This is a genomic window from Curtobacterium sp. 9128 (genome assembly GCF_007673775.1).
In the GTDB taxonomy this organism is placed as follows: Bacteria; Actinomycetota; Actinomycetes; order Actinomycetales; family Microbacteriaceae; genus Curtobacterium.
In genome coordinates this window covers 221,657-247,944 of the sequence record NZ_VEAF01000001.1, presented here as the reverse complement: position 1 = coordinate 247,944, position 26,288 = coordinate 221,657, and the positions used below count along the sequence as shown (strand labels likewise).

The window sequence follows — 26,288 nt, the reverse complement described above, 5'->3', positions numbered from 1 at the left end:
CATGCCCCACCCGCGTCCGTTCGGTGTGTGCTGGCTGCGGATCGGGCGTCGCGGCTTGTCTGCGCGCCCGCAGCGCCCTAGCGTTTGCTGCATGGCGACCACGGATCCACGCCCCGACCACCACGTGATGCTCGCCGGCGCCGTCGAGGACCTCGACGAGGTCCACCGCCGCCTCGCCGAACTCCCCGAGACCGCCTACGGTCAGGTCTTCGTCGAGGTCGCGGTCACCGAACAGGTCCGCATCCTGCCGGCGCCGCCGCGGGTCACCGTCAGCTGGCTCGTGCGGACCGACCGTCCGTCGGCGGTCGCACCGCTCTGCTTCGCCGACCACGGCGAAGCGCTGGCCGCGGCGCTGATCGGCTGGGCCAGCGAGTGGTGCCGTCCCGATGCCGAACCGCTGTCGAGCGTGTGGATCGGTTGCTCGGACAGCGTCTGGGTCGAACAGGCCCGGGCGGCGGTGCAGCTGGAGCTGTCGGACGCCGGGCAGTCCCTGCAGGTCGAGTTCGGCGAGTAGCGCAGGGCCCGCCCGCCGGTCAGGCCGTCGGGTCCGCGAACACCACGTCGGGGGCGTCGACCGACCGGTCCGTGACGGTGGTCGGCGCCTCGAGGTGGACGGCACCGGAGGGCACGATGCCGGCGCCTCCGACCCGTTCCATCACCCGCCACTGTGCGACGACGTCCTCGCCGGCATGCCCCGTCGGCAGGTCGCGCCAGAAGTCGAACCCGCCCGCCTCGACGAGGGTCCGCCGGTCGTAGAGCACGCAGGCACCGACCCATGCGACGTGGTACGGCACCCAGTCGCCGGGCCGCACGTCGAGCTCGGCGGCGACGTGCGCGAGGTTCGCGGCGTTGTGCAGCGACCAGCGCTCGAAGCCCGGGAGGCCGCGACGGATGACCTCGGGTTCGACCGGTCCCTCCCAGGGCCGGAACGGCGCCGTCTCGTGCGGACGCCGGTCGTCCAGGTACGACAGCCCCTGGACCGCGCTGCCGACGAAGCCGCAGCCGAGCGTCCGGAGGGCGTCGAGCATGCGGGTCACCGTGCCGGGCTCCAGCCACACGTCGTCGTCGAGGTAGAGGACCGCCGGGGCGGACGCGTGCTCCAGGAGGAACTGCCGGTGCTCGGCGAGTCCCCGCCGCTCCGGGTGCGCGAGGAGCGTGACGGACCTGCCCTGCGCCTCCAGGACGCGGAGCATGGCGGCGACCGCCGGCCGGGCGGCCACGTCCCCCTGTTCGGACTGGTCGCTCAGGACGACGCGGAACGCGGCGTCCGTCTGCGCGGCGAGCCCGGCGAGGGTCGTGGCCAGCTCGGCGGTGCGGCCGACCGTCGGGATCAGGACGTCGACGTCCGGCGCACCGTCCGGACCTCCGGGCAATGCCCAGGCGCCGGACCATCGGGCCACCGGGGTCACCGTCCCGATCACGCCCCGTCGCCGCCCGAGGTCTCGCGGATGCGTCGGACGACCGCGCTCGTGGAGTGCTCCGGGACGTAGTCGACCATCACGACCTCGCCGCCGTAGGCCTCGACGACCGAGGTCTCGCGGAGCATCTCGGGGGAGTAGTCGCCGCCCTTGACGTAGACGTCGGGACGGACGCGCTCGAGCAGCGGGATCGGCGTGTCGGTCGCGAACACCGTGACCAGGTCCACGCACGCCAGCGCCGCGAGCACGCCGGCACGGTCCTCGGCGGTGTTGATCGGCCGCTCCGGGCCCTTGAGCCGACGCACGGAGTCGTCGTCGTTGAGCGCGACGACGAGCAGGTCGCCGAGCTCCTTCGCCTGGCGCAGGTACGAGGTGTGACCGCGGTGCACGACGTCGAAGCAGCCGTTCGTGAAGACGACGCGGCGGCCGTCCGCACGGGCAGCGTCCACGGCGGCGGCCAGGTCGTCGTGGTCGACGACCGTCTCGGCCGGCGCCTCGACCGAACGGAGGAGCGCGGCGGTGTCGCAGACGGACGTGCCGGCCTCCCGGACGACGACGTCGGCCGCCGCCTGCGCGAACTGCACGGCTTCACGCGGAGCGCACCCGACCGCCAGGGCGACGCTCGCCGCGGCGCAGAACGTGTCGCCGGCGCCGGACGCCTGCTGCTCGGAGGCCGGGGTGGCGCGGGTGCGGAACCCGCGGTCGTCACCGGGTTCGAGGAGCACGGTGCCGTTCCGGTCGAGGGTGACGACCGCCGCGCGTGCGCCGGACTCGCGGAACACCGCGTCGCGGTGCGCCAGGACGGCCTCAGCGCGGGCGGACCCCAGCCCGAGGTCGGTGCCGAGCAGGGCGACGGCCTCGCCGGCGTTCGGGGTGACGAGGTCGGGACGCAGGTCCTTCCAGCCGCGCAGGTCGTGCGCGTCGACGACGACGACCTCCGGGCGGTCCCGCTCGAGGACGGGCAGGACCGACTCCGGGGTGACGCCGAGGCCGTAGTCGCACACCACGGCGGCGTCGGCGCCCTCGAGCGCACGTGCCACGGCGGCGGCGAGCTCGTCGGTGTGGTCGTCGGTCGGCGTCGCGGCCAGGTCGTCGACGCGGACGACGATCCGGTCGCCGCCGACGATCCGGGTCTTCGTGGTCGTCGTGGCGCCGGGGACGGCCACCAGGAAGTCCGCGTCGACACCGGCGGCAGTCAGCCGTTCGCGGAGGACGGCGCCGGCCTCGTCGTCGCCGATGAGGCCGACCATGCGGACGCGGGCACCGAGGGCGCGGGCGTTCACGGCGGTGTTCGCGGCACCGCCGGGGACGGCGATGGTCTCCGTCACGCGGACGACGGGGGCCGGAGCCTCGCGGGACACGCGCTCGGCCTCGCCGATGGTCCAGCGGTCCAGGATCGGGTCGCCGATGACGACGACGAGGGGTTCGCGGTCGCCGATGCGGCCGGCGACCTGACGCACCAGGCGGACGTCGGCGGTCACCGGTCGAACCCCTCGGCGGCGGCGGTACCCGGGGCCGCGTCGGTGGCGGCGGTGCCGGGCGCGGTGTCGGTCGTGCCAGGCTCGGCGGTGCTGCGCGCGGCGTCGGTCGTGCCGGCCGCGGCGGTCGTGCGCGGGGTGGCCGGTTCCAGGTGCACCACCGTCGTGGTCGTCATCTCGTCGAGCAGGTGCGGTCCGTACCCGAACCCGGAGCCCGATGCCCCGCGCGGTTCGGCGCTGCCGCCGGGTGCCCCGCCGAACACGGCGTTCACCTTCACCGTGCCGACGGGCAGGGTCGCCGCGGCACGGAGCGCTGCAGCGGTGTCGTTCGTGAGCACGGTGGCGGCGAGCCCGTACCGGTCGGCAGCGGCGAGGCGGAGGCCCTCGTCGAAGGAGTCGACCACGCGGACCGGCGCGATCGGACCGAAGGTCTCCTCGACGAGCACGAGCGCGTCGTCGGACACGTCGGTCAGCACGGTCGCGGGGTAGAAGGTGCCGGCGCCCTCGGGCACCGTGCCGCCCGTGCGCACGGTTGCTCCGCGGGTGACGGCGTCGTCGACGTGCTGCTGCACGAGGCGGCGGAGACGGTCGTCCACGAGGGGGCCGTACTCGGCGGCGGGCAGCGCGGTGCGGCGCTCGGCCTCGGCGACGAGGGCCTCGACGAACTCCGCGGCGACCGCCCGGTGGACGTAGACGCGTTCGACGCTCGTGCAGATCTGGCCGGTGTTCGCGAAGGCGCCGAGCGCTGCCTGTCCGGCGGCCCAGGTCGGGTCGACGTCGGCATCGACGACGATCGCGTCGTTGCCGCCGTTCTCGCGGATGACGTGCGCGCGCGTCGCGGTGGCCACCTCGGCCAGGCGGTCCCCGGTCGCGGTCGAGCCGACGTGCGCGTACACGGCGATGCCGTCCTCGGCGAGGAGCGCCTCACCCGTGGCGGCGTCACCGTCGACCCCGACGAGCACGCCGTCGGGCAGGACCTCGGCGAGGAGCTCGTTGAGCCGGGCGATGGTGGCCGGGCAGCGCTCGCTGCCCTTGTGGACCACGGTGTTGCCGGTCACGACGGCCGCGCCGACGATGCCGAGCGCGACGGCCACCGGGTCGTTCCACGGGGTGAGCGCGAGGACCACGCCGCGCGGGTGCGGGATCGTCCAGTCCGCGGCACCGTGCTGGCCGCGGAGGGCCTCGCCACGGTGGACCGGGCCGAGCTCGGCGTACTGCAGGAGCGTCCCGATGCCGGCCTCCACGCCGCCGAGGGCGTCTCCGGGGACCTTGCCCGTCTCGCGTGTGTTCAGTTCCGCCAGCTCGTCGGCGTGCGCGCGCAGGTGTTCGGCGGCGGTCCGGAGCAGGGCACCACGGTCGGCCGGAGCCGTCCTCGACCAGGTCGGGAACGCCGCACGGGCGCGAGACACGGCGTCGTGCACCTGCTCGGGCGTCGCGACCGAGGTCGTCGAGGCGACCGATCCGGAAACCGGGTCGGTGACGACGATCTCGCTGGTCGTGGTGGGTGCTTCGAGCGTCATGCGCGTCCTTCCGGGACAACAGGCAGCGGGAGAGTCCCCATGCTGCTCTCGGGCGGTGGTGTCGGTCACGGGACCGCGTTCTCCGGCTGACGCAGCCGTGGGCGCGCCGGGTCCGTGGGTGCTCCGGCGCGTTCCCGGCCGGTCATCGGTAGACAGGAACGACCGTCGACGACCGGCGGTGGACGGACGAGCACGAGGAGACAACGAGCGTGGTGCGCATCGGGCAGGGCGGCGAACGGTTCGAGGGGGTCCGCGAGATCGCGGTGCTCCGGGGCGGCGGGCTCGGGGACCTGATGTTCGCCATGCCGGCGATCGACGCCCTCGCGAGCGCGTACCCCGAGGCCAGGGTGACCCTGCTCGGTACCCCGGCGGCCCGGGCCCTGCTCGACGGGCGCACCGGAGCCGTGCACGCGTTCGAGGAGCTCCCGGTGCACCCGGGTGTCCGGGACTCCGGCGAGGGCGCCCCGACCCTCGAGGACTTCGAGCAGCGCCTCCGCGGTCGGTTCGACCTCGCCGTCCAGCTGCACGGCGGCGGTCGGAACTCGAACCCGTTCCTGCTCCGACTCGGGGCTCCGCACACCGTGGGCACCGCGACCGAGGACGCCGAGGTCCTCGAGCGGTGGGTCCGCTACGTCTACTACCAGCACGAGGTCCTGCGCGGGCTCGAGGTCGCGGCGCTGGCCGGGGCCGAGCCCGTGACGCTCGACCCCCGGATCGCGGTCACGGACGCCGAACGTGCCGCCGTCCGGGAGCGCCTCGGTGTCGACCACACCCTCGTCGCGATGCACCCCGGTGCCACGGACCCGCGACGCCGGTGGAGTCCCGAGCGGTTCGCGGCCGTCGCCGTCGCCCGTCTGGCCGTCGGGGACGACGTGGTCCTGGTCGGCGACGACTCGGACCGCCCGGCCGCCGACGCGATCGTCGCCACGGTCCGGGACCAGTCGGGCCCTGAACACGCCGCACGGCTGCACGACCTGGTCGGGAGCCTGCCGCTCGCGGAGCTCCCCGCCGTGCTCGGCGCCGCCGACGTGATGGTCGGCGACGACTCCGGACCGCGGCACCTCGCCGTGGCCGTCGGGACGCGCACGGTCGGGGTGTTCTGGTTCGGCAACGTCATCAACGCCGGCCCGCTCGACCGCGGTCGGCACCGGGTGCACATGTCCTTCGTCACCCGGTGCCCGGTCTGCGGCGTGGACGTCACCCAGGTGGGGTGGACCGCCGAGCGCTGCGAGCACGACCCGTCCTACGTCGATGAGGTCAAGCCCGATCGGGTCCTCGCCGACGTGGAGGACCTGCTCCGGACCCGCTGACGCCCGGCGGCCCGACTCAGCTCGGCCGGGCTCTTGCTGGCTCCGCCCGCCTGGGCCCGAGATGAGGAGGTTCCACGACTCGCCGCATGTGGTCCGGCCCGGTTCCACGACATGCCGTTCCGGCCGGCCGAGGTGCGCGAATCACGGAACCCCGGCCGGGGCAGCGCCGTCGTCCCTCGCCGCTGCCGAGGTTCCACAACTCGCCGCGTGGGGTCCGGCGCGGTTCCATGACACGCCGTTCCGGCCGGCCGAGGTGCGCGAATTACGGAACCTCGGCGGGGCGGGGCGGGGCGGCGCGGCGGGGCACGACCGACCACGGGACGGACGGGAGGCCCGGTGCCGACTGGCACCGGGCCTCCCGTCCGTCATCGGGTGGCGACGCCGGTCACGGCCAGCTGGGCTCCGTCGCCGGCATGACCGAGACCTCGCGGATCTCGCAGCCGGCCGGCTGCGCGAGGGCGAAGAGGACCACGTTCGCGACGTAGGACGGCTCGATGAGGAGCGCGTCGGGGCCCGGCTTGTACTGCTCGGTGCGGTCGGCGAAGAAGTTCGTCCGCATCCCGGCCGGGATGACGTTCGTGACGCCCACCTTGCCGGCGGTCTCGGCGGCGAGGGCCTGCGAGAACCCGCGCACGCCGAACTTCGAGGCCGAGTACGCGGTGCCGTCGCCGACGCCGCGGAGGGCGAGCGACGACGCGATCGTGACGACGCGCCCGTGGTTCTCCTCGAGCGTCGGCAGGGCCGCGCGGACGACCGCCGCGGTGCCGAGCAGGTTCACGCCGACGATCTGCTCCCAGTCGGTCGCGGACAGGCCGCCGATCGGGGCGGGCTTGTCGATGCCGGCCGCGGTGACGACGGCGTCCAGACCCCCGTGGCGCTCGGCGGCGTCGCGGACGGCCTGCTCGGTCGCCGCGGTGTCCGTCACGTCGACCGCGACTGCGTCGACACCGTCGGCGACGCCCTCGACGCGGAGGTCGAGGACGATCGGCGTGCCGCCGGCCTCGAGGACGGCGTCGACGACGGCCGCTCCGAGTCCGCTGGCGCCGCCGGTGACGAGGACGCGGCCGATGGGGGTGGTGGGGACGGGCATGTGGTTCCTTCCGTGGGGTGGTCTGTGGGGGTCCGACGCGGCGGGGACGGCGCGGTCGTCAGCCGACGGCAGCGAGCGCGGACGCCAGTCGGGTGGTCGAGCGGCCGGGGTGGAACGGCACGGTCACGACCCGCCCGCCCCACTCGGCGAGCGTCACGGCCTCCGGGAGTTCGTCGGCGGTGTAGTCGCCGCCCTTCGCCCAGACGTCGGGACGGAAGCGGCGGAGCGCCTCGTCCGGCGTGGTCTCGTCGAACACCACGACGGCGTCGACGCAGTCCAGCGCGAGCAACAGCTCGACCCGGTCGTCCTGGGTCATGATCGGTCGCTCCGGGCCCTTGAGGGCACGGACCGAGTCGTCCGAGTTGAGGCACACGACCAGGCAGTCGCCGAGGGCCCTCGCCGCCGAGAGCGTGCGGGCGTGTCCGGCGTGCAGCAGGTCGAAGCAGCCGCCGGTGGCGACGACGGTGCCGCCGCTCGCACGGACCTCGTGCACGACCCGCAGGGCGTCGCGGTCGGCGCCGGGCACGGCCACGACGACCGGGGCCGCGTCGGCGAGCAGGGAGGCGACCCCGCCGGCGGCGAGGTACTCCGACGCGGCCTGTACGCCCTCGGCGACGGCGTCCGGCACGTCGGCGCCTCCGGCCAGGGCCACGGCGACCCCGGCGGCGAGCCGGTCACCCGCACCGCAGGGATCGCCGGCGGTGACGTGCGGTGCCGGGACGAAGCGGCTGTCGAGTCCTCGCGTGGTGCGTCGGCCGACGAGGGCACCGCGGTCGCCGAGCGTGACGGCGACGGCGACGACGTCCCACGCGTCGACGAGGGCGGCGGCGGCGTCGGTGGCGAAGGGGACGCCCTCGCCGCGCAGGTCGGTGAAGCGCCGGGCCTCGGAGGCGTTCGGCGTCGCGACGGTGATGCCGGCGACGGGGCTGGCGCCCTTCGGGTGCGGGTCCCACACGACGGGGGTGGTCGCGGTGACGGCGGCGATCGCGTCGCGGAGCACGGGTGCTGCGGCGACGCCGCGGCCGTAGTCCGCCACGACGACGGCGTCGACGTCGGCCAGTGCGGCGGTCATCGCGTCGGTGACGTCGGGGACCGGCGGCGTGTCGCAGCCCTCGTCGATGCGGACGAGGGCGTGCTCGCCGACCCGGACGCGGGTCTTGGTGGGCGTCGCCACGCCGGAGGGCCCGGCCACGATCCGCACGTCGGGCAGCAGGGCACGGAGTTCCTCGGCGTGGACGTCGTCGCCGAGCACGGTGACGAGCGTGACGTCGTGGCCGTCCTTCGCGAGCATCGTCGCCACCAGTCCGGCGCCGCCGGCTCGACGGTCGTCGGTCCGCACGTCGACGACGGGGACGGGTGCGTCCGGGCTCAGGCGTTCGCTGGTGCCGCTGACGTCGACGTCGAGCAGGGTGTCACCGACGACCGCGATGCGGAGGCGCCTGGTGGACGCGGTGCCGCCCGCGCTCATCGACGGCCCCCGCGCCGGAGCGCCGGTTCCATCGCCTTGCAGAGCGCGTGCACGAGGACGAGCTGCGCCTCCTGCACGTTCGCGGACGGACCGTCGATGCAGATCGCGTCGTCGACGGCGTCGGCGAGGGGGTTCGGGCGTGAGCCGGTCATCGCGAGTGTCCGGGCACCGACCGTCCGGGCGGCCTCGGCCGCGCGCAGCAGGTTCGGGCTCCGGCCGCTGGTGCTCAGCAGCACGACGACGTCCCCGGCGCGGGCGTGTGCACGCACCTGGCGGGCGAACACCTCGTCGAAGCCGTAGTCGTTGCCGATGGCCGTCACCGCCGAGGTCTCGGCGTGCAGCGAGATCGCCGAGTACGCGGGGCGGTCCCCGTCGAAGCGGCCGGTGAGCTCGGAGGTGAGGTGCTGCGCCTCGGCAGCGGACCCGCCGTTGCCCGCGGCGAGCAGGCGTCGTCCGGCGACGAGCCGGCCGGCGACGTCGTCCGCCCACGCGGCGATGTGGTCGCGGTGGTCCACGAGCGAGGCGATCACGGGCACCGATGCGGCCACGTGGTCGAGCACGGCGCGGGCGCTGTCGCTCAGCTGCTCCGTCGTGCCGACGCCGGTCTGTTCGATGGTCATCGTGCTGTCCTCTCGGTGGCGCGGGCGGTGCGCGGGGCGCGACCCGTCGTCGTGGTCAACGTGGGGATCGTGGCGGGGGCGGCAGCGACGCCGGTGCCCGCGCCGCTCGCGATGAGCCGGTCGTACACGCGCTCGGTGTCGGCGGCGATGCGGGTCCAGGCGTACCGCGACTCGACGCGCTCCCGTCCGGCGGCGCCGTACACCTCGGCACGCTCCGGGTCGTCGAGGAGGCCCGCGACGGCCGCGGCGACCGCGTCCTCGTCGCGGGGCGGCACGTGCAGCCCGGTGGCGTCCTCGACGACCGTGTCGATGAGGCCCCCGACCTGCGACGCCACGACGGGTCGTCCACAGGCCATCGCCTCGAGCGGGACGATGCCGAAGGGCTCGTACCAGGGCGCGCACACGACGACGTCGGCGCTCCGGTACACCGTCGGCATCGCGTCCTGTCCGAGTTGCCCGCGGAAGGACACGTGGTCACGGACGCCGAGCGAGCGGGCCAGGGCGTCGAGGCGCTGGTACTCCGGGTCGTCCGCCAGGTCGGAACCGGCGGTGCCGGCACCGCCCACCACGACGAGTTCGACGTCGCGCCCCGCCTCGACGAGCTTCGCGAGCGCCGCGATGGTGGTGCCGACGCCCTTCCGCTGCACGAGTCGCGACGCGGTGAGCACCCGGTGCGTCCGTCCGCGTTCCTCCACGGGACCGGTCGGCTGGAACCGGTCGACGTCCACCCCGCACGGCACGACCGAGATCGCCTGCAGCGGGACACCGAGCGCCTTGAGCTCGAACGCCTCGTCCGAGCACGTCGCGACGACCTGGTCGACACCGCGCCCCACGGCCGGCTCGATCCACGTCCGCTCCTCGGGGCTCGTGTCGGCGGGCCCCTGGTTCCGGCGCTTGACGACGCCGAGCGCGTGGAACGTCTGCACGATCGGGATCCGGACGCCCCCGGTGCGGCCCTGCACCTGCGTGACGGCGTCGAGCGCGGCGTGACCGGACATCCAGAAGTGCCCGTGCACGACGTCGGGCCGGTCGAGGAACCACTCCGCGGCGAGGACCTGCGCGAAGGTCGACATGAAGGGGAAGAGCTCGTCCTTCGGCACCGTCCGGGCCGGGCCGGCGTCGACGTGCACGACCTCGACGCCCGGGCGCAGCTGGACGCGAGCGGGCAGCTCGGCGTCGTCCCGACGGGTGTACACGGTCACCTGGTGGCCGCGGTCCGCGAGCGCTCCGGAGAGGGCGGCGACGTGCACGTTCTGTCCGCCGGCGTCGACGCCGCCGAGGACGGCGAGCGGGCTGGCGTGTTCGGAGACCATCGCGATCTTCATCGGGTGCTCCCTTCGAGAGCGGGACTCGGGGACCGTCCTGCGCGCCCGTGGCGCGTCAGGACGTCGTCCAGCAGCTCGTCCCAGTCCGTCAGGAACCGGGCGAGCGAGTGACGGGCGAGCGCGGCTTCGCGAGCGACGGCACCGCGTCGGCGCGCCTCGTCGGGGTCGTCGAGGAGCAGCCGGGAGGCCCGGGTCAGCTCCGCCACGTCCGTCGCGATCGCGCCGGCCTCGGCGGGCACGGTGCGCGACGCGTCGGTGGTCGCCAGCACGAGGACCGGCATCGCCATGTGCATCGCCTCGATCAGCGAGAGCCCGAGGGACGTCCACCGGTTCGCGTGGACGTAGGCGCGTCGTTCGGCGAGCGCCGCGTGCATCGGGTCCGGCTTGACGTCGCCGAGGCCGACCAGGCGGTCGCCGTGGCCGAGGTCTGCGAGGTGCTCGGTGCCCATGCCGAAGACGTCGACAGGGGCGACCTCGGCGAAGCGGGGGAGCAGGTCGGTGCCGACCACACGACCCCGGCGGACGGGCTCGTTGATCACGGCGCCGAATCGCTCGAGCGTGCCGGTGTACAGCGGACCGGGGTCGACGACCCCGTGCTCGACGACGGCGGTCCGTGCGGAGCCGCAGTCCCACATGAGCGCGTTCCAGTGCGTCACGTGCGCGATCGTCATCGTCGGGTGGTCGCGGAACGGGTGCAGGCTGTTCGGGACGTCGACACGGGGTGCGTTGTGCTCGACGAACACCGTCGGGACCTCGCGGCCGCCGAGCAGCCGCGCGGCGGCCTCGGCCTCCTCGGTGCGCTGCAGCACGACCAGGTCGACGTCGGCGTCAGCCACGTCCTCCGGGGCGATCTCGACGACGTTCGGCCAGTCGCGGCCGCCGGCGCCGAGGCCCCAGCCGCCGCGCTCCGGTGTCGTCGGGACGACGTACTCGTGCTGGCCGCGGACGAACGCGTCCATCCAGCCACCGTGGACATGCCAGACGAGGATCCGCATGCACTCCCTTTCGGTCGAGCCCATCGCGGACCGGCAGGGCGCCGGACCGTCAGCAGCAGGAGCAGGAGGGGCAGTTCCGGACGCTACTCACCGTCCGCGGCTCTGGTTCGCTGCGGGAGTGTGTTCATCCGGAGAGCGCGATGAACGAGCCGTTCGTGCGCTGCGAGGACGTCGTCGGGCGTCACGGACGACAGGCACGGGTGTCCGGGGACGGGGCACTCGCGGGCACGGCTGAGGCGGCATGCCGCACCCTGGTCGCCGAGCAGCTCGACGTGCTCGGCGTACGGCGCCCACTTGACCGCCGGCACGACGGGGGAGAAGAGGCTGACGATGCGGGCACCGACCGCGGCCGCCAGGTGTGCCGGGCCCGTGTTGCCGACCACGACGACCTCGGCCCCGGCGAGGACGGCGGCGAGCTCCGCCGGCGTGGTGCGGCCGCCGAGGTCGAGCACGGCTGCGTCGTCCGGGCCTGCCCCGCCGCCGGCCGCGACGGACGCGGTGAGCGCACGCTCGCCGGGGGAACCGGTGACGACGACGGGGAGCCCGAGCGCGCGGTACGCGGCGACGAGCTCCCGGTGGTGCGTCGGCGGCCAGGAGCGCGCCGGGACGCTCGCGCCGGGGTGGACGACCACGTAGCGCTCCAGGGCGACCACCTCGGGCGGCGCGGCGGCGTCGAGGCGCACCGCGAGCCTGGCGTCGTCCCCGTCCGGCAGGGCGAACCCGGCGGCCTCCGCGATGCGCAGCGCGCGTTCGGGCTCCGGGAGGTCCTCGGGCAGGTCCTCACCGGGCCGGAGCCGGACGTCGAGGAGCGAGCCGGGGTGGTCGACGGACGCCCCCGACACGCGGGGGACGCCGGCGAGACGCAGGAGCATCGCCAGGGGCAGCGGCGACTGGTGGAACGAGGTCAGGACGACGGCCTCGTCGATGCGCTCCTCGGCGACGATCGCCCGGAACTCGTCGAGGACGGCGTCGTCGAGCGGTCGTGCAGTCTCGGTGACCCACGGTGCCGCCCAGACGCGGACCCGGTCGATACCGGGCAGCAGGTCGGCTGCCGGGGCGCCCTGGGGACCGCAGAGCATGGTGACGTGCGACGCGCCTGCGGCGACGGCACGGACGGCGGGGCCGGTGACCAGGACGTCGCCGAACGAGTCGAGCCGTGCGACGAGGACGCGGGGTCGGTCGGCGCTCACGCGGTGACCGCGCGCACGTGCCGGAGGGCCAGGGCGACGGCCTCCTCGATCGAGTCGGCGACGGTCGTCGCGGCTGCGACCTCCTCGGGTCGGGTCCGCGGCGTCGGCACCAGGATCGCCTGCGCACCGGCTGCTGCGGCGGCTCCGACGTCGGCGCCGATGTCGCCGATGACGACGCACTCCGACACCGGCACGCCGAGTCGCGCGGCGGCGTCGAGCACCAGACCCGGCCGGGGCTTCCGGCACGCGCAGTCGTCCTCCGGGCCGTGCGGGCAGACGCACCAGACGTCGAACGGTCCGACGAGTTCGTCGACCCGGGCGTTCGTCGCGTCGACCTGCTCGCGGGTCGCTGTCCCGCGCGCGATGACGGACTGGTTCGTGACCACCCCGACGGGCAGGCCAGCGTCCCGTGCCGCCTGCACGGCCCGCTTCGCGCCGGGGACCGGCACCACCTTGTGCGGGTCGGCGTTGTAGGGGACGTCGATCACCAGGGTGTCGTCGCGGTCGAAGAGGAGGCCGCTGACAGCGCGGTCCACGGAGAGAGCCATGTGTCCGACATACCGGAAGTCGACCCCACAGGGCACCAGGATCGCCGACGATCGCGATCGCGGCCCCCGGCGGGCTCCGACCGCTAGCGTCGATGCCGTGACCGCTCTCGACACCCTGCCCCCGTCCGACGGCCGGCCCGAGCTCGTGGTGCTGCGCGCCATCAAGCTCGGCGACCTGCTCGTGGCGGTCCCGGCGCTCCGCGCGATCCGCCGCGCCTTCCCCGACCACCGCATCAGCCTCGCGACGACCGCGTGGCTCGCACCCGTCGTCGACCTGGTGCCCGCCGTCGACGTGCACCTCGCGCAGCAGGGCTTCGACCACCCGATCCACGTCCCCACCGGCGTCACCGACGTGGCGATCAACCTGCACGGGGCCGGCCAGGAGTCCGAGGGGCTCGTCGCCGCGCTCGGAGCCCGTCGCGTGATCGGCCACAACGGTCCGGACGGGCCGGCGTGGATCGACGGACCGGTCAACGAGCGCGAGCGGTGGGTGCGGCTCCTCGAGGCCCACGGCATCCCCGGCGACCCCGACGACGTCGCGATCGACCGGCCCGCGGAGCCACCGGTGGTGGACGGCGCCGCGGTCGTGCACGTCGGTGCCTTCCACGGCGCCCGGCACTGGCCGGTCGACCGGTTCGCCGAGGTGGTGCGCGGTCTGCAGGAGCGCGGTCACCACGTCGTCCTGACGGGAGGCTCGGCCGACGTCGAGCGCGCCACCGCCGTCGCCGAGGCGGCCGGCCTGGCACCGGAGGCCGTGCTCGCCGGAGTGCTCGAGCTGCAGCCGTTCGCGGCGGTGGTCGCAGCGGCGCGGCTCGTCGTGACGGTGGACACCGGCGCCGCGCACCTGGCGTCGGCGTACGCCATCCCGTCGGTCGTCCTGTTCGGCCCGGCACCGCCGGAGTCGTGGGGTCCGCCGGCATCGGGTCCGCACGTCGTGCTGACGGACGCGTCGGTGCGTCGGGGCGACGTCTTCTCCGAGGAACCGGACCCGGCGATCCTCGCGGTGCACGCGGCGGACGTGCTCGGCGCGGTGGACGGGCTCGGTGTCGTCGCCCCCGGCGCGCGGGCGCGGTCGGGTGGCGGTCTGTAGCGTCGGCACGACGGGCCGGAACGACCGGCGCCGTGGAGGGAGCACCGTGTTCGAAGCGGCCAACATCCGGGACTGGATCGGTCTGCCGGTCGTCGACGAGAGCGACGACAAGGTCGGCAACCTGGAGAGCATCTACTACGACACCGCGACGTCGGAGCCCGCGTTCGGGTCCGTCACGACCGGCGTCGTCGGGTTCCAGAAGCTCGTCTTCGTGCCGCTCGTCGGAGCCACCGTCGCGCCGAAGCACCTGCGCGTGCCGTTCCCGAAGAAGCTCATCAAGGACGCGCCGTCGATTCCCACCGACGGCGAACTCGAGGCGGACACCGAACCCGTGCTCTACCAGCACTTCGGTCTGGAGTACCGCACGGGCAGCGGGGGAGAGCGTCGACTCGGCCGACGCTGAGCAGCGGGACGGTAGCCTGATCGCTTCCGTCCGCCGTGCCGCCTGGGAGGCCCGTCCTGCTCCGCCCCGCCCGTGCCGCGCTGCTCGCCGCAGCGGTCGTGATCGGCGCGCTCGTCACCGGGACCGTGCCGACGGCCTCCGCCTCGGCGGCGCCGCTCTGGCCGGTCCCGCAACCGTTCCGGGTGGGGACGGAGCCGGTCGAGTCGCTCCCCGGGCTGCCCCCGGGGAGCGAGTACGTCGCACTCGGCGACTCCTACTCGGCGGGCTACGGCCTCGGGGACCAGACCGGGCTGCCGGTCAGCGCGTGTGGGCAGTCCGCCCAGGACTACCCGCACCGCATCGCCGCCCGCTTCGGCCTGGCGCTGCAGGACGTCACCTGCGGCGGGGCCACCAGCGCCGACGTCACGAGCCGACACCAGTTCGCCGGCGTGCCGCCGCAGATCGAGGCGCTCTCTGCGGACACCCGGCTCGTCACGATCACGATCGGCGGGAACGACGCCGACCTGTTCGGCACGGCGGCCTCGTGCCTGGCGCTCTCGCGGAAGGGGCCGGTGTTCTCGGGTCGTGACGCACCGTCCTGTCGCAGCACGCTCGTGCGGAACGGCGTCGACCAGCTCGGCACGAAGATCCGCTCCCGGGTGGCGCTCGGGATCGCCCAGACGCTGGGGGCGGTGCGCGATGCGGCACCGAACGCCGAGGTCGTGTTCCTCGGGTACCCGGCGATCTTCCCGGACGCCGAGCACACACCCGCGAAGGGCTGCTTCCGCTCCGCACTCGACATCGGGACGCTGACCGGTGCGTTCCCGGCGAACTCCTACCCCTTCACGGACACCGACGTCGTCTACCTGCACGGCGTGCAGGAGGACCTCGACGAGGTGGCCGCTGCTGCCGCGGCGGCAGCAGACGTCCGGTACGTCGACGTCTTCGACTCGACCCAGTCCCGCTCCGCGTGCGACCGCTCCGGCGCGCTCGTGTCCGGCGTCACGCTCGACTCGACGAACGGGCTCCGACGGATCGACCTCGAACCGGGGGCGCTGCACCCGAACACGAAGGGCGTCGCCTACCTGGCGCGCCGCGTCGAGAGCGTCGTGCGGGGCTTCGCCGGCTGAACGCGCGTCCCCGGGCGACGCTCTCGGGACTCAGGCCGACGGGACGGACTCGGGCCGGGCCTCCGATCCGGTGGCGGCCACCGTGTCGGCCGCGAGCGGACGCTGCGCCCCTGCCGGGACCACGCAGACCGGGGACACCGTGTCGCGCAGGACGTCGTGCAGCACCGAACCGGACAGCACGTGCACGTGCCCCTGCCCGAGCACGACGAGCGACGCGGTCCTGGTGTGCGCGGCGATCGCACGTCCCGGGTGCCCCTCGACCAGGAGTCGGCGGATCCGGACGTCCGGGAACCGGGCGACGAGCTCGGCGGTCACCCGTTCGAGCAGAGCGTCGTTCTCCCGACGCCAGCGGAGGGGGTCCTCGGCGAAGTCGGTCAGGCCGGTGCGGGTCAGGACCGGCATCTCCCACGCCCGGAGCAGCGTCAACCGCCGGTGTCGCCGTCGTGCTTCCGCGACCGCGATCGCCACCGCTCGCTCGTCCACGGGCTCGTCGACCGCCAGGACCACGTCGCCGTCGACCGGGTGCGCGACGTCCGGCACCAGCACCGTCGGCACGGTGGCGCGTTCGGCGGTGCGGGACGGCGCCCGGCCTGCGGTCGACCCACGGCGACTCCGGAACGTCCCGATCACGAGGACGTCGCCGTCACCGGACAGGTCGACGAGTGCGGAGGCGAGCGGTCCGGCGTGGTGCGCGAGCTCGACGTCGACGTGTGGCAGGGCTCCGCGGACCGCCCTCGCCACCTGGTCAGCGGGCGTCGACGGGTCGGCGTCGGACCGGCCCCGGCTCGCCGGGCGCACCTCGACCACCCGCAGTCGTTCGGTGCCGGCGTCCGCGTGCGTCAGGACCCAGTGCAGTGCCTCGTCGTGGGCTCGCTCGCTGTCCGATGCCAGCGTGATCGAGGTCCAGTGCTCGTCCATCTCGACCGACCTCCTCGTGGTGCGATCCGACGGGGCGTCACCCGGCGCTCCTGCGGGCGACCGTACGCCCGGTCGGCCACCGCGAACGGGTCGTGCGCTGTGGGACGCCTGCGAGGTGTGCGTCCGTACACTCAGGTCGTGGTGACGAGTGCTGGGCTCCTGCTCTGGCGGGCCGCGCCGTCGGGCGGGCTCGAGGTCTTCATCGCGCACATGGGCGGTCCGTTCTGGCGTCGCCGTCCGCGCGCGTGGTCGATCCCGAAGGGCGAGTACGACGACGGCGAGACCCCGCTCGACGCCGCGCTCCGGGAGTTCCGGGAGGAGATCGGTGTCCCCGCTCCCGACGTCACCCCGGTGCTGCTCGGGACCTTCCGGCAGGCATCCAGCAAGCGCGTCACCGTGTTCGCGGGGTCCGCGCCCGACTTCTCCGTCGAGCAGGTCCGGAGCACCACGGTCCGGCTCGAGCTCCCGCGCGGATCCGGACGGTTCGTCGACGTCCCAGAGGTCGACGACGCCCGCTGGGTATCGATCGGCGACGCACGGGAGCTGCTCGTCGCCGGGCAGGTCGGCGCACTCGACGCCCTGGAGGCGCAGACGTCCGGGGCCGGGGCCTGAGCGCGCCGAGTGCGCTTCTCGACCAGGCCCCCGGACGGGGGTGGCGCGTCCCTCTATCCTGAGGAAGCGTCGAGGCAGGCCGGCGCACCGACAGGGGAGAACACATGCGCCGATGGCGGATGATCACGGCCGGGGTGACCGGCATCGCACTCGGAGCGGGGCTCGCGCTCGGCGGGGTGGTCAGTGCTTCCGCTGAGACCACCGGGCACTGGGGAGCCTTCGCGGTGAGCGGTGCCAGCAAGGCCTTCACGGGCAGTGTGGCGCTGCCGGGGTTCCCGGCGACGACCTTCACGTCGACCGCGTCCAGCGCGAACGTGATCGGCGGAGCGTCCACGTGGCAGTCCGCCGCGACCGGACCCGGGGCGATCTACGGCTCGAGCCGGGGCAACTCGTACATCAACCTCCGCCCGGCCGCGAACAACGCGACGAGCCCGTCCGTGACGACGTACTCCTTCGCCGCGCCGACACCGGCCGGCGGGTGGTCCTTCGTCCTCGGTGACGTCGATGCCGACCAGGCGACGATCTCCGCGGTCGTCCAGGGTGGCGGAGCCGCGACCGGTGCCCAGCTGGGCTACCAGTCGTCGTACAACTCGTGCTCCGTGGAGTCTGCCGGCGGACCGTCGTGTGACCCGGACCCGGACGGCACCACCGGCCGGGACGTGCCGAACTGGAACGAGGGGACCCGGACCCTCACCGGCAACGCGGCGGCCGCGGACACCGACGGTGCCAGCGCGTGGTTCACCCCGACCGTCCCACTCGAGTCCTTGACCATCAGCTACCAGTGGCGCAGCGGCTTCCCCGTCTACCAGACCTGGTTCGCCAACCGGACCTCCGCGCTCTCCGGCGCCGCGACGCTCGACGGCGCCGCGCTGCCGGACACCCTGGTGACCGCGACGGCCCCCGGTGGGGCGGAGTTCACCACCACGACCGACGGCGACGGACGCTACAGCTTCCCGGAGCTCACCCAGGCGGACGGCTACCGGGTCACGATCGCCACACCGGCCGGGGCGACCGCGCAGACGGCGCCGGGACCGGTGGACCTCCGCCGCGACGTGACCGGCGTCGACTTCGCCTTCGCCACGCCACCCGCGACGGTCGCGCTCACCGGGACCGTGGTCGACTCCGGTGGCCGCCCCGTCGCGGACGCCACCGTGACCGTCCAGGACGCCACCACGGGAGCCGTGCTGCTGCAGACGACGACGGACGCCGACGGGACGTACGCGGCCCCGGGCCTCCCGTCCGGCAGGGCGGTCGACGTCAGCGCGACGGACACCCAGACCGAGCGCGTGACGACGGGTGCCGTCGGCGCAGCCGACGTCGTGGTGCCGCCGCTCGTGCTCCCGGCGCCCGCGTCGACGATCGCCGGACAGGTCCTGGTGGACGGAGCCGCACCGAGTGCGCCGGTCCTCGTCGAGCTCCTGCAGGGCGACCAGGTCGTCGCGACGACCGACACCGCGGCCGACGGCTCCTATGCGTTCACCGTGGTCGCGGGTACCTACACGGTCCGGACGACGGCGCCGTCGACCGGGGCCTCGGGGGAGACCGACCAGACCGTGACCACCACGGCGGGTGGGGCGTCGACCGTGGACTTCCGGTTCGTCACCCCGGTCCCGGTCACGGTGTCGCAGGCCGGCTCCGTCCGGTACGGCGACGGCACCGCGATCGCCGGCGCCACGGTCACCGCACAGCCAGCCGAGGCCGGGTCGGGCGCCGTGGTCACGGTCACGACGGGGGCGGACGGGTCGTACGACCTGACCGGACTGACCCCCGGGACGGTCTACGTGCTGAGCACCGCCGGCGCCGACGACCAGACGGTCACCACGGTCGCCACCGGAGCAGCACCGACGCCCGTCGACTTCGTGCTCCCGCTGCCCACCGTCGATCAACCCGGCACGGTGACGACGTCCGACGGCGCTCCGGCCACCGGGGTCCCGGTCGTCGCGACCCCGGCCGGGGGAGCGGCCGTGACGGCGACCACGGCCGCAGACGGGTCCTTCGACCTCACCGGGCTGGCACCGTCCACCGAGTACTCCGTCGTCGCAGGGACCGGCGACACGGCGAGTGCGCCGCGGACGGTCACGACCGCGGCCGTCGGTGGGACACCGACTCCGCTCGCGATCGTCCTCCGTGCCGCCGTGGTGGCGCCGCCCACGGGGACGCCGACGGTTCCGCCGGGGTCTTCGGTGCCGCCGGTGTCCTCCGGGAGCGCTCCCGGCTCCACCGGGGGAGGCTCGTCCTCCACGGGGCCGCTGGCCTTCACCGGCGCGGACGTCGCGCCAGCGGCGATCGCTGCGGGCGTCCTCGTCCTCCTCGGCGGCGGGCTGCTGACCTTCCGTTCCGCACGCCGTCGGCGTACTGACGGACGGCGCCGCGCTCCGTCGGCGTACTGACGGGCGCACCGAACTCGGCGACGGACACAGCACCGCGGATCTCCGTGGTGCTGTGTCCGGTTCGCGGTGCGGTGGGGAGCGCCTCAGCGCGCCCCGTCGGTCCGCTCGGTGCGGACCGAGCCGGTCATCGTCGCGACCGACCCGGTGACGGTCTGGATCGCCCGGCTGATCGTCGGGACGGACGCGGTGACCACGGCGAGCGACGAGGTGATCGCCGCGATCGAGGACGTGGACAGGTGCTCCTGGTGCGTCGAGTGCACCGGGAAGCCCCGCCGAGCCGCGACCACCACGCCGAGGGACCCCAGCAGCACGGCCGCGCCGGCGAACGGCATCGTCTGCATGCCCGTCATGCCGAGCACCTGACCGCCGATCGCGGCCCCCGCGGCGATCCCGATGTTCGACGCGCCGTTGACCAGGGCGCCGGCGATGTCGGGGGAGACGCCGCCGGTCCGGATCGCCGCCGCCATGAAGAGCGTCCCCGTCGTGCCGTTCGCGGCCATCCACACGCCGGCGACGACCATGGTGCCGATCAGGGAGCCGTGCACGAACGGCAGCGCGATGAACGCCGCCGCCATCGTGGCGACCGCCGCGATGAGGGTCTGTCGCGGTGCACGATCGACGAACGTCCCGGCGAGCCAGAGCCCGATCACGCCCGTGCCACCGAGGACCAGCAGGGCGCCGCTGACGAGCCCGGCGTCGAGCCCGGCGTCGATCGCGTACGGCCCGATGTAGGTGTAGACGACGTAGTGCCCGGCGAAGAGGAGCAGGTCCGCGACGACGACGGCGAGGAGGCCCGTGCGCGCCCAGGCCTTCGGGGAGCCGATGTGGGGCGACGAGGTGCCGCGCACTGCCGGCAGGAAGAGCAGGGCGACGACGGCGAGGACCGCCGCGCACACGGCGACAGCACCGACCGCGGGACGCCAACCGATGGACTCGCCGACCCCGGTCGCGAGCGGCACGCCGATGACGAACCCGAGCGAGCTGCCGGAGTAGACGAACGCGATGGCACGGCCGGCGAGCCGCGGCGGCACGATGCGCGTCGCGTACGCCGACGCGACGGAGAAGAACAGCGCGTGAGCGACACCGCCGACGACCCGTCCGGCGCAGACGACGGCGAAGTCCGGCGCGAGCGCGACCATCACGTTCGACACGGTGTAGCCGACCAACGTGGCGACGAGCACCGCCTTCCGGGGGAGCCGTGCCGTCAGCGACGTGAGCGGGAGCGCCAGGATCGCCACGGCAGCGGCGTAGACCGTCACGACGATGCCCATCGTGGACTCGCTCACGCCGAGGTCCGGCGCCATCGTGCCGAGCAGGCCGACGGGCATCAGCTCGGTCGTGATCGCGAAGAACGTCGCCAGGCCGAGGACCGCGATGCCGACGATCGACTTCGAGGTCAGCACGGACGGGACCGCGGACGTGGTCGTGCGGATCGATGCGGTGCTGGGTGACACGGTGCGGACCTCCTCGGGGCGTGGACGAGCGCGCGACGGATGTGTCACGTCGGCGACAGCACGACCGGGGTGGTCGGGTGGTGCGCGCTCGCGGGTTGTTCGGGTGTGGTGATCACTCCACGGCGAGTGCGGTCCATCCAGTGTTGCACGATGGAGCAGCCGTGGCGAGGGACTCGGCGCAATTTCTTAGGAGCGCTCCAACGCGTGGCGGCTCGACCCATTCCCGATCGGTCAGGAGTCGTTGCTGACGCTGCCCCGGACGCCACCGCCGGAGAGGCGCACCGTGAGCGTGCCGCTCCGCGACGACGCGGACAGCGAGACGGAGCCGTGCAGCGCCTCCGCCCGCGGGTAGCACGCGGTGGTCTGCTGCACCTGGTCGGCCGACGCGACCAGGCAGATCGTCGAGCGGTCGCTGCCGACCCCGGCCCACACGTTCCAGGGCGTCGCCGCGTCATCGCCGCTGAGTGACCGGTTCGTGAACACCAGTCGGGTGGTGTGCAGGCGCACCGGGACCGCGAACGAGTCCGGCAGGCGGTCGGCGAACTCCTGCGGCGAGTCGAGGATCTGCTCGAGCGTCACCGTGCCGGCGGTCGGGGTGACGGACGGGGTGGACGGCATCGGCTGCTGCGCGGTGCCGAGCACCAGGCCCGACCCGAACGCGACGACGACCGCCGCCGCTGCACCGCCGGCGAGCCAGGGGAGCGCCCGCGGACGGAGCAAGACCCGCCGCACCCGGTCCCAGCGTGCGCTCGGATCCGTCGCCGGGGGACCGGACTGGAGGCCCGGCTCGCCCCCGTCGACGACCGCTGCGGTGCGCTCGTGGTCCGGTCCGGGAGCCGCCCCTTCGCTCGTGCTCGAGATCGCGCTCGTGCTCGGACGCGTGGCGGAGGCCGCCGGAGCTGTCGTCACGGGCGACCCCGGCACCGGCTCCGCCGTGGCCCCTGCCGCCTTCGGCACCTCCGGTGCGGAGATCACGGGAGCCGGCGGCCTCGACCGACCTGCTCGCCGCTGGAGGTCGCCGAGTGCGATCCGGGCGCGCGCGGCCTCGGCCTCCGAGGAGCCGGCTCCCCAGGCGATGCGCTCGAGACGCGCGCGTTCGTCCCTGGTGTCGTCGCCGTCGTCGGCCATGCGTGCTCCCGGTGTCCGGCCACTGCCCTCGTGCTCATCGTCGCACTCGGCGGCCCGTCGCGCGCACCCAGTTCGCGGGGTGCCCAGTCCGCGGGGTGTAGGCGTGAGGCATGAGCGCCACAGGAGAACCCGATCCCGAGATCGTCGAGCCGGTCAGCCACGACACCCAGTCCGGCGAGGCCGACTACGTCGCCACCAACCCCGGCGGCAGCGGCACCGAGCGTCACGTCCCGCTCCCCGAGGAGGAACAGGGTCGTGACACCGAGTACGACCCCACGACCCAGGGGCCGGAACAGGAGGGCTGAGCGGGCGGGGGCCGCTACGGACCTCGTCCGATCGGCGCGACCCCCGCGTGCCGCCGATCGTGGGAGGGACCCGCGGGAGAGGATCGCCGACATGACCGCAGCCGCCCCGAGCACCCCCGCGACCATCGCGTTGGAGCGCGCCGGGGTGCCCTTCACGCCCCACGTGTACGAGCACCACGACAGCGCGACCAACTTCGGCGAGGAGGCGGCCACCGAGCTCGGCCTCCGCGAGGAGCAGGTGTTCAAGACCCTCGTCGTCTCGGTCGACGGCGCACTCGCGGTGGCGATCGTCCCGGTGGCGAACCGCCTCGACCTCAAGGCCATCGCGGCGGCGGTCGGCGGCAAGAAGGCCACCCTCGCCGACCCCGCCCTCGCCGAACGGCGCACCGGGTACGTCGTCGGTGGCATCAGCCCCGTCGGACAGCGCTCCCGGATCCGCACCGTGCTCGACACCTCGGCGAGCGACCACCCGACGATCTTCGTGTCCGGTGGACGCCGCGGCTTCGACATCGAGATCGCTCCGGCCGATCTGCTCCGGGTCACCGAGGCCACGACGGCGTCGATCGCCCGGGCCTGAGCATCGCGGGCCGGACGCACGGAAGCACACCGGCCAGACCTGAGTCGGGTCGCCGCAAGTTCTCTTCCGGACCGGGAATGCCCCCGTTCCTCCTGCGTTGCATTGAGTCGAAGGCACTCAAGTTCCCAGGAGGTCCCGTTGCCAGCAACGTTCGGCTCGACCGGCGGCAGTGACTCGTTCGACGAGTTCCTCGCCCGCCTGCTCGCAGCACAGACCAACGGCGAGACCCAGCGCTACCGATCGCTGGGACGCCCGGTCGACATCACGCGGCTGCTCAGCCGCCGCACCCACGAGGTGCTCCAACACACCGCCGAGTTCGCAGTGGAACAGGGGCAGCGCGAGATCGACGCGCTGCACATCCTCCACGTCCTCGTCCGGACCCAGCCCTTCGACGCCGTCGTACGTTCCGGGGGCGTCGACCCCGAGCGCCTCGCCGAGGAGATCGAGCAGCGCCTGCCGTCGCCGTCCGACGCGCCGGTCGAGGGTCGTCCGGCGCTGACACCGTCCGCGCAGCGCATCCTCGTCGAGGCGACGCAGGCGGCGCGCGGGTTCGGGAGCACCTACACCGACCCCGAGCACGTGTTCTTCGCGCTCGTCATGGACCAGGAGACCGTCACCGGGCAGCTGCTCGCGAACGCGGGCGTCACCCCGGCGGTCGTGCAGTCCTACGCACAGGAGGCCGCAGCGGCGGCTCGAGAGGGGCGCCCCATGCCCGGAACGAACGACACCGACCAGCAGACCCAGTCGGAGACCCCCACGCTCGACCAGTTCGGCACGGACCTCACGGAACGGGCCCGCGACGGACGCATCGACCCGGTGGTCGGTCGTGCCGACGAGATCGAACAGACCGTCGAGATCCTGCTGCGTCGGACGAAGAACAACCCCGTCCTCATCGGCGAACCCGGCGTGGGCAAGACGGCCATCGTCGAGGGACTCGCGCAGCGCATCGCCGACGGCGACGTCCCGGCGCTGCTGCAGGGCAAGCGCGTCGTCGCCCTCGACCTGGCCGGGATGCTCTCCGGCACGCGGTACCGCGGCGACTTCGAGGAGCGCCTGACGAAGGCCATGGACGAGATCGCGGCGCACGCCGACGAGCTCATCGTCTTCGTCGACGAGCTCCACACGGTCGTCGGTGCCGGCGGTGGTGGCGAGGGCGGCTCGATGGACGCCGGCAACATCCTCAAGCCACGCCTGGCGCGCGGTGACCTGCACATGGTCGGCGCGACCACGCTCAACGAGTACCGCCGCATCGAGAAGGACGCTGCGCTCGAGCGCCGCTTCCAGCCGGTGACGGTCGGCGAGCCGAGTGTCGAGGACGCCGTCGCGATCCTGCACGGTCTCGCTCCGCGCTACGCCGAGCACCACGGCGTCACCTACACGGACGACGCACTCCGCGCCGCCGTCGAGCTGTCCCACCGGTACGTGACGGACCGGCACCTGCCGGACAAGGCCATCGACCTCATCGACCAGGCGGGCGCGCGACGGCGACTCGCCCGTTCCGGGGACGTCGACGTCGAGGCGCTCCGTGACGAGCTCGCCGAGCTGCAGGCGGAGAAGGACCGCGCCGTGGCCGAGGAGCTCTACGAGGAGGCGTCGCGCCTCCGCGACGCCACGACCGAACTGGAGGCACGGATCGCCGCCGCCTCGTCGGCGGACGCGTCCCGACCCTCTCCCCGCCGGCACGGCCCGTCCGCCGCTGGTGCGTCGGCCGGGAACCGGCGGCGGGGGCCCAGTCCGGAGTCGGCGACCAGCGAGATCACGGAAGCGGACGTCGCTGCCGTGGTGAGCCGCGCCACCGGGATCCCGGCCACCCGGCTCACGCAGGGCGACCGGACGCGGCTCGCCGCGCTCGAGTCCGAACTGCACGAGCGGGTCGTCGGACAGGAGGACGCGGTGCGCGCCATCGCGACCGCCGTCCGGCGCAACCGGACCGGCATGGGTGACCCGCGTCGGCCGGTGGGGAGCTTCCTGTTCCTCGGCCCGACGGGTGTCGGCAAGACCGAGCTGGCGAAGTCGCTCGCGGCGTCGCTGTTCGGCGACGAGTCGGCGATGCTCCGGTTCGACATGAGCGAGTTCGGCGAGCGGCACACCGTGTCGCGGCTGGTCGGTGCCCCTCCCGGGTACGTCGGCTACGACGAGGCCGGTCAGCTCACCGAGCGGGTGCGGCGCAATCCGTACTCGGTCGTGCTGCTCGACGAGGTCGAGAAGGCGCACCCGGACGTGTTCAACCTGCTCCTCCAGGTGCTCGACGACGGGCGCCTGACCGACGGGCAGGGGCGCACGGTCGACTTCCGGAACACGGTCGTCATCATGACGTCGAACATCGGCTCCGAGTTCCTCGCATCGCGCTCCGGCGCACTCGGGTTCTCGGCGTCGGCGGACGGCGGGTACGCGGAGGAGGACCTGCGGCAGCGCGTCATGGGCAAGCTCCGCGAGTCGATGCGGCCGGAGTTCATCAACCGGATCGACGACATCGTGCTCTTCCGCAAGCTCGACCCGTCGCAGCTGCACGCGATCGTGTCCCTGCTGCTCGCCGAGACCTCACTGCGGCTCATCGCGCAGGACATGGTCCTGTCGGTGTCCGACGAGGCCGTCGCCTGGCTCGCCGAGCACGGCTACGAGCCGGAGTACGGCGCCAGGCCGCTGCGTCGCCTCATCCAGCGTGAGGTCGACGACCGGATCGCCACGCTCGTGGTCGACGGTGCCGCCCGTGCCGGCGACACGGTGGCGATCGACGTCGACGGTGATGCGCTCGTCGCCCGGGTCACCGCGGCGGTCGTAGCGTAGGGGCTCGGACACATCGGACAGAACGCCCCGGGACCACATCGGTCCCGGGGCGTTCTGTCGTGTCGTGTCGTGTCATGTCCTGGCGAGGAATGCACCCGAGAATTCCTGCCGCACGGCCTTGCGGAGGACCGGGAATGCACAGTAGTGTGCAGAGCAGCTCGTCAATCCGTACCGAAAGGGGGCCGACCATGATCATCATCACCACCACGCAGACGCCGTTCCGTGCAGTCCGTGGCGCGTTCGGCGCCCCGTTCCCCGGTACCTGCTGACGCGGGATTCCCAGGAGTAGTCGGGCTGTCACCAGCCTGACGTTCCGCGCTGAGCATCGTGCTCGCGCTGCTGTCCGCTCGCGGATCGTCGAGGCCGTCCTGGCCTCGGTGTGTCATTCCGCGCGCCGTCTCACGGCATTCCCGACGATCTCGGGGAATCGACCGCGTCATGCATTCCGCGGCCGTTCCGATCCACATTCACACGTCGTTCACGACGATGCGGTGAATGCGATCCGTGCTGCCCGCCAACACTTTCTCTCCTTCTCCTTCTCCTGAACGGTCAC

The 26,288-nt window shown here is 73.9% G+C and carries 23 protein-coding genes; 10 read left to right on the top strand and 13 right to left on the bottom strand.

Going from position 1 to position 26,288, the window contains the following annotated elements; translation table 11 throughout:
- Positions 1 to 91: 91 nt before the first annotated feature.
- On the top strand, positions 92 to 514 hold the full coding sequence (locus tag FS641_RS01120; RefSeq protein WP_186317517.1) for an SIP domain-containing protein: 423 nt from the start codon (positions 92 to 94) through the stop codon (positions 512 to 514).
- 19 nt (positions 515 to 533) lie between these two features.
- Here FS641_RS01120 and FS641_RS01115 read toward each other — a convergent pair whose 3' ends face one another.
- The 3 genes from FS641_RS01115 to FS641_RS01105 are packed head-to-tail and all read right to left on the bottom strand — an operon-like array spanning position 534 to position 4,416.
- Positions 534 to 1,400, bottom strand: a complete 867-nt coding sequence (locus FS641_RS01115; protein WP_222122028.1) for a glycosyltransferase family 2 protein — start codon at positions 1,398 to 1,400, stop codon at positions 534 to 536.
- Between the two features lie 17 nt (positions 1,401 to 1,417).
- Positions 1,418 to 2,899 (bottom strand): D-glycero-beta-D-manno-heptose 1-phosphate adenylyltransferase, encoded by a 1,482-nt coding sequence (gene rfaE2, locus FS641_RS01110; protein ID WP_144758656.1) that lies wholly within the window; start codon positions 2,897 to 2,899, stop codon positions 1,418 to 1,420.
- Entirely contained in the window at positions 2,896 to 4,416 is a 1,521-nt protein-coding gene (locus FS641_RS01105; RefSeq protein WP_144758653.1) for an aldehyde dehydrogenase, read from the bottom strand. The genes rfaE2 and FS641_RS01105 overlap by 4 nt, the downstream gene beginning before the upstream one ends.
- A gap of 209 nt (positions 4,417 to 4,625) precedes the next feature.
- Between FS641_RS01105 and FS641_RS01100 the strand changes: the two genes are divergently transcribed.
- A complete protein-coding gene (locus tag FS641_RS01100; RefSeq protein WP_144758650.1) occupies positions 4,626 to 5,726 on the top strand; it encodes a glycosyltransferase family 9 protein in 1,101 nt (366 codons plus the stop codon).
- A 385-nt stretch (positions 5,727 to 6,111) separates the two neighbouring features.
- Here FS641_RS01100 and FS641_RS01095 read toward each other — a convergent pair whose 3' ends face one another.
- The 7 genes from FS641_RS01095 to FS641_RS01065 all read right to left on the bottom strand — a co-directional run bounded on the left by FS641_RS01095 (position 6,112) and on the right by FS641_RS01065 (position 12,962).
- On the bottom strand, positions 6,112 to 6,816 hold the full coding sequence (locus FS641_RS01095) for an SDR family oxidoreductase (RefSeq protein ID WP_144758647.1): 705 nt from the start codon (positions 6,814 to 6,816) through the stop codon (positions 6,112 to 6,114).
- Between the two features lie 58 nt (positions 6,817 to 6,874).
- A complete protein-coding gene (locus tag FS641_RS01090) occupies positions 6,875 to 8,284 on the bottom strand; it encodes a PfkB family carbohydrate kinase (RefSeq protein WP_144758644.1) in 1,410 nt (469 codons plus the stop codon).
- Complete coding sequence (locus tag FS641_RS01085; protein ID WP_144758641.1) at positions 8,281 to 8,904, bottom strand: SIS domain-containing protein; 624 nt, start codon at positions 8,902 to 8,904, stop codon at positions 8,281 to 8,283. Before FS641_RS01085 ends, FS641_RS01090 begins: the two co-directional genes overlap by 4 nt.
- Entirely contained in the window at positions 8,901 to 10,229 is a 1,329-nt protein-coding gene (locus FS641_RS01080; RefSeq protein ID WP_144758639.1) for a glycosyltransferase, read from the bottom strand. The genes FS641_RS01085 and FS641_RS01080 overlap by 4 nt, the downstream gene beginning before the upstream one ends.
- Positions 10,226 to 11,188 carry a glycosyltransferase gene (locus FS641_RS01075; RefSeq protein ID WP_313957781.1) on the bottom strand — a complete coding sequence of 321 codons (963 nt, stop codon included), beginning with the start codon at positions 11,186 to 11,188 and terminating at the stop codon, positions 10,226 to 10,228. The genes FS641_RS01080 and FS641_RS01075 overlap by 4 nt, the downstream gene beginning before the upstream one ends.
- Positions 11,189 to 11,307: 119 nt before the next feature.
- Positions 11,308 to 12,414 (bottom strand): glycosyltransferase family 9 protein, encoded by a 1,107-nt coding sequence (locus FS641_RS01070; protein ID WP_144758634.1) that lies wholly within the window; start codon positions 12,412 to 12,414, stop codon positions 11,308 to 11,310.
- Positions 12,411 to 12,962, bottom strand: a complete 552-nt coding sequence (locus tag FS641_RS01065; RefSeq protein ID WP_144758630.1) for an HAD-IIIA family hydrolase — start codon at positions 12,960 to 12,962, stop codon at positions 12,411 to 12,413. Before FS641_RS01065 ends, FS641_RS01070 begins: the two co-directional genes overlap by 4 nt.
- Positions 12,963 to 13,059: 97 nt before the next feature.
- Here FS641_RS01065 and FS641_RS01060 point away from each other — a divergent pair, with 97 nt between their 5' ends.
- The 3 genes from FS641_RS01060 to FS641_RS01050 are packed head-to-tail and all read left to right on the top strand — an operon-like array spanning position 13,060 to position 15,564.
- Positions 13,060 to 14,052, top strand: a complete 993-nt coding sequence (locus tag FS641_RS01060; protein ID WP_260855577.1) for a glycosyltransferase family 9 protein — start codon at positions 13,060 to 13,062, stop codon at positions 14,050 to 14,052.
- Between the two features lie 46 nt (positions 14,053 to 14,098).
- Positions 14,099 to 14,455 (top strand): PRC-barrel domain-containing protein, encoded by a 357-nt coding sequence (locus FS641_RS01055; protein WP_144758624.1) that lies wholly within the window; start codon positions 14,099 to 14,101, stop codon positions 14,453 to 14,455.
- Positions 14,456 to 14,490: 35 nt separating this feature from the next.
- Complete coding sequence (locus tag FS641_RS01050; RefSeq protein WP_144758621.1) at positions 14,491 to 15,564, top strand: SGNH/GDSL hydrolase family protein; 1,074 nt, start codon at positions 14,491 to 14,493, stop codon at positions 15,562 to 15,564.
- Positions 15,565 to 15,594: 30 nt separating this feature from the next.
- Here the strand turns inward: FS641_RS01050 and FS641_RS01045 are convergent, their stop codons facing one another.
- The gene (locus FS641_RS01045; protein WP_144758619.1) at positions 15,595 to 16,482 is read right to left on the bottom strand and encodes a universal stress protein; all 888 of its coding nucleotides are present in this window, start codon (positions 16,480 to 16,482) and stop codon (positions 15,595 to 15,597) included.
- A gap of 138 nt (positions 16,483 to 16,620) precedes the next feature.
- Here FS641_RS01045 and FS641_RS01040 point away from each other — a divergent pair, with 138 nt between their 5' ends.
- On the top strand, positions 16,621 to 17,094 hold the full coding sequence (locus tag FS641_RS01040) for an NUDIX domain-containing protein (protein WP_260855576.1): 474 nt from the start codon (positions 16,621 to 16,623) through the stop codon (positions 17,092 to 17,094).
- A gap of 104 nt (positions 17,095 to 17,198) precedes the next feature.
- Complete coding sequence (locus FS641_RS01035; RefSeq protein ID WP_144758616.1) at positions 17,199 to 19,484, top strand: carboxypeptidase-like regulatory domain-containing protein; 2,286 nt, start codon at positions 17,199 to 17,201, stop codon at positions 19,482 to 19,484.
- A gap of 83 nt (positions 19,485 to 19,567) precedes the next feature.
- Here the strand turns inward: FS641_RS01035 and FS641_RS01030 are convergent, their stop codons facing one another.
- Both FS641_RS01030 and FS641_RS01025 read right to left on the bottom strand, forming a co-directional pair.
- Complete coding sequence (locus tag FS641_RS01030) at positions 19,568 to 20,938, bottom strand: MFS transporter (RefSeq protein ID WP_144758613.1); 1,371 nt, start codon at positions 20,936 to 20,938, stop codon at positions 19,568 to 19,570.
- Positions 20,939 to 21,169: 231 nt separating this feature from the next.
- Entirely contained in the window at positions 21,170 to 22,066 is an 897-nt protein-coding gene (locus tag FS641_RS01025) for a hypothetical protein (RefSeq protein WP_144758611.1), read from the bottom strand.
- 110 nt (positions 22,067 to 22,176) lie between these two features.
- On the opposite strand from FS641_RS01025, the gene FS641_RS01020 reads away from it, so the two are divergent.
- From FS641_RS01020 to FS641_RS01010, 3 genes are all read left to right on the top strand, one after another.
- On the top strand, positions 22,177 to 22,371 hold the full coding sequence (locus tag FS641_RS01020; protein ID WP_144758608.1) for a hypothetical protein: 195 nt from the start codon (positions 22,177 to 22,179) through the stop codon (positions 22,369 to 22,371).
- A gap of 91 nt (positions 22,372 to 22,462) precedes the next feature.
- Positions 22,463 to 22,948: a Cys-tRNA(Pro) deacylase gene (gene ybaK, locus FS641_RS01015; RefSeq protein WP_144758605.1), complete on the top strand. Its 486-nt coding sequence runs from the start codon at positions 22,463 to 22,465 to the stop codon at positions 22,946 to 22,948.
- 138 nt (positions 22,949 to 23,086) lie between these two features.
- Positions 23,087 to 25,735 carry an ATP-dependent Clp protease ATP-binding subunit gene (locus tag FS641_RS01010; protein ID WP_144758602.1) on the top strand — a complete coding sequence of 883 codons (2,649 nt, stop codon included), beginning with the start codon at positions 23,087 to 23,089 and terminating at the stop codon, positions 25,733 to 25,735.
- Positions 25,736 to 26,288: the final 553 nt, after the last annotated feature.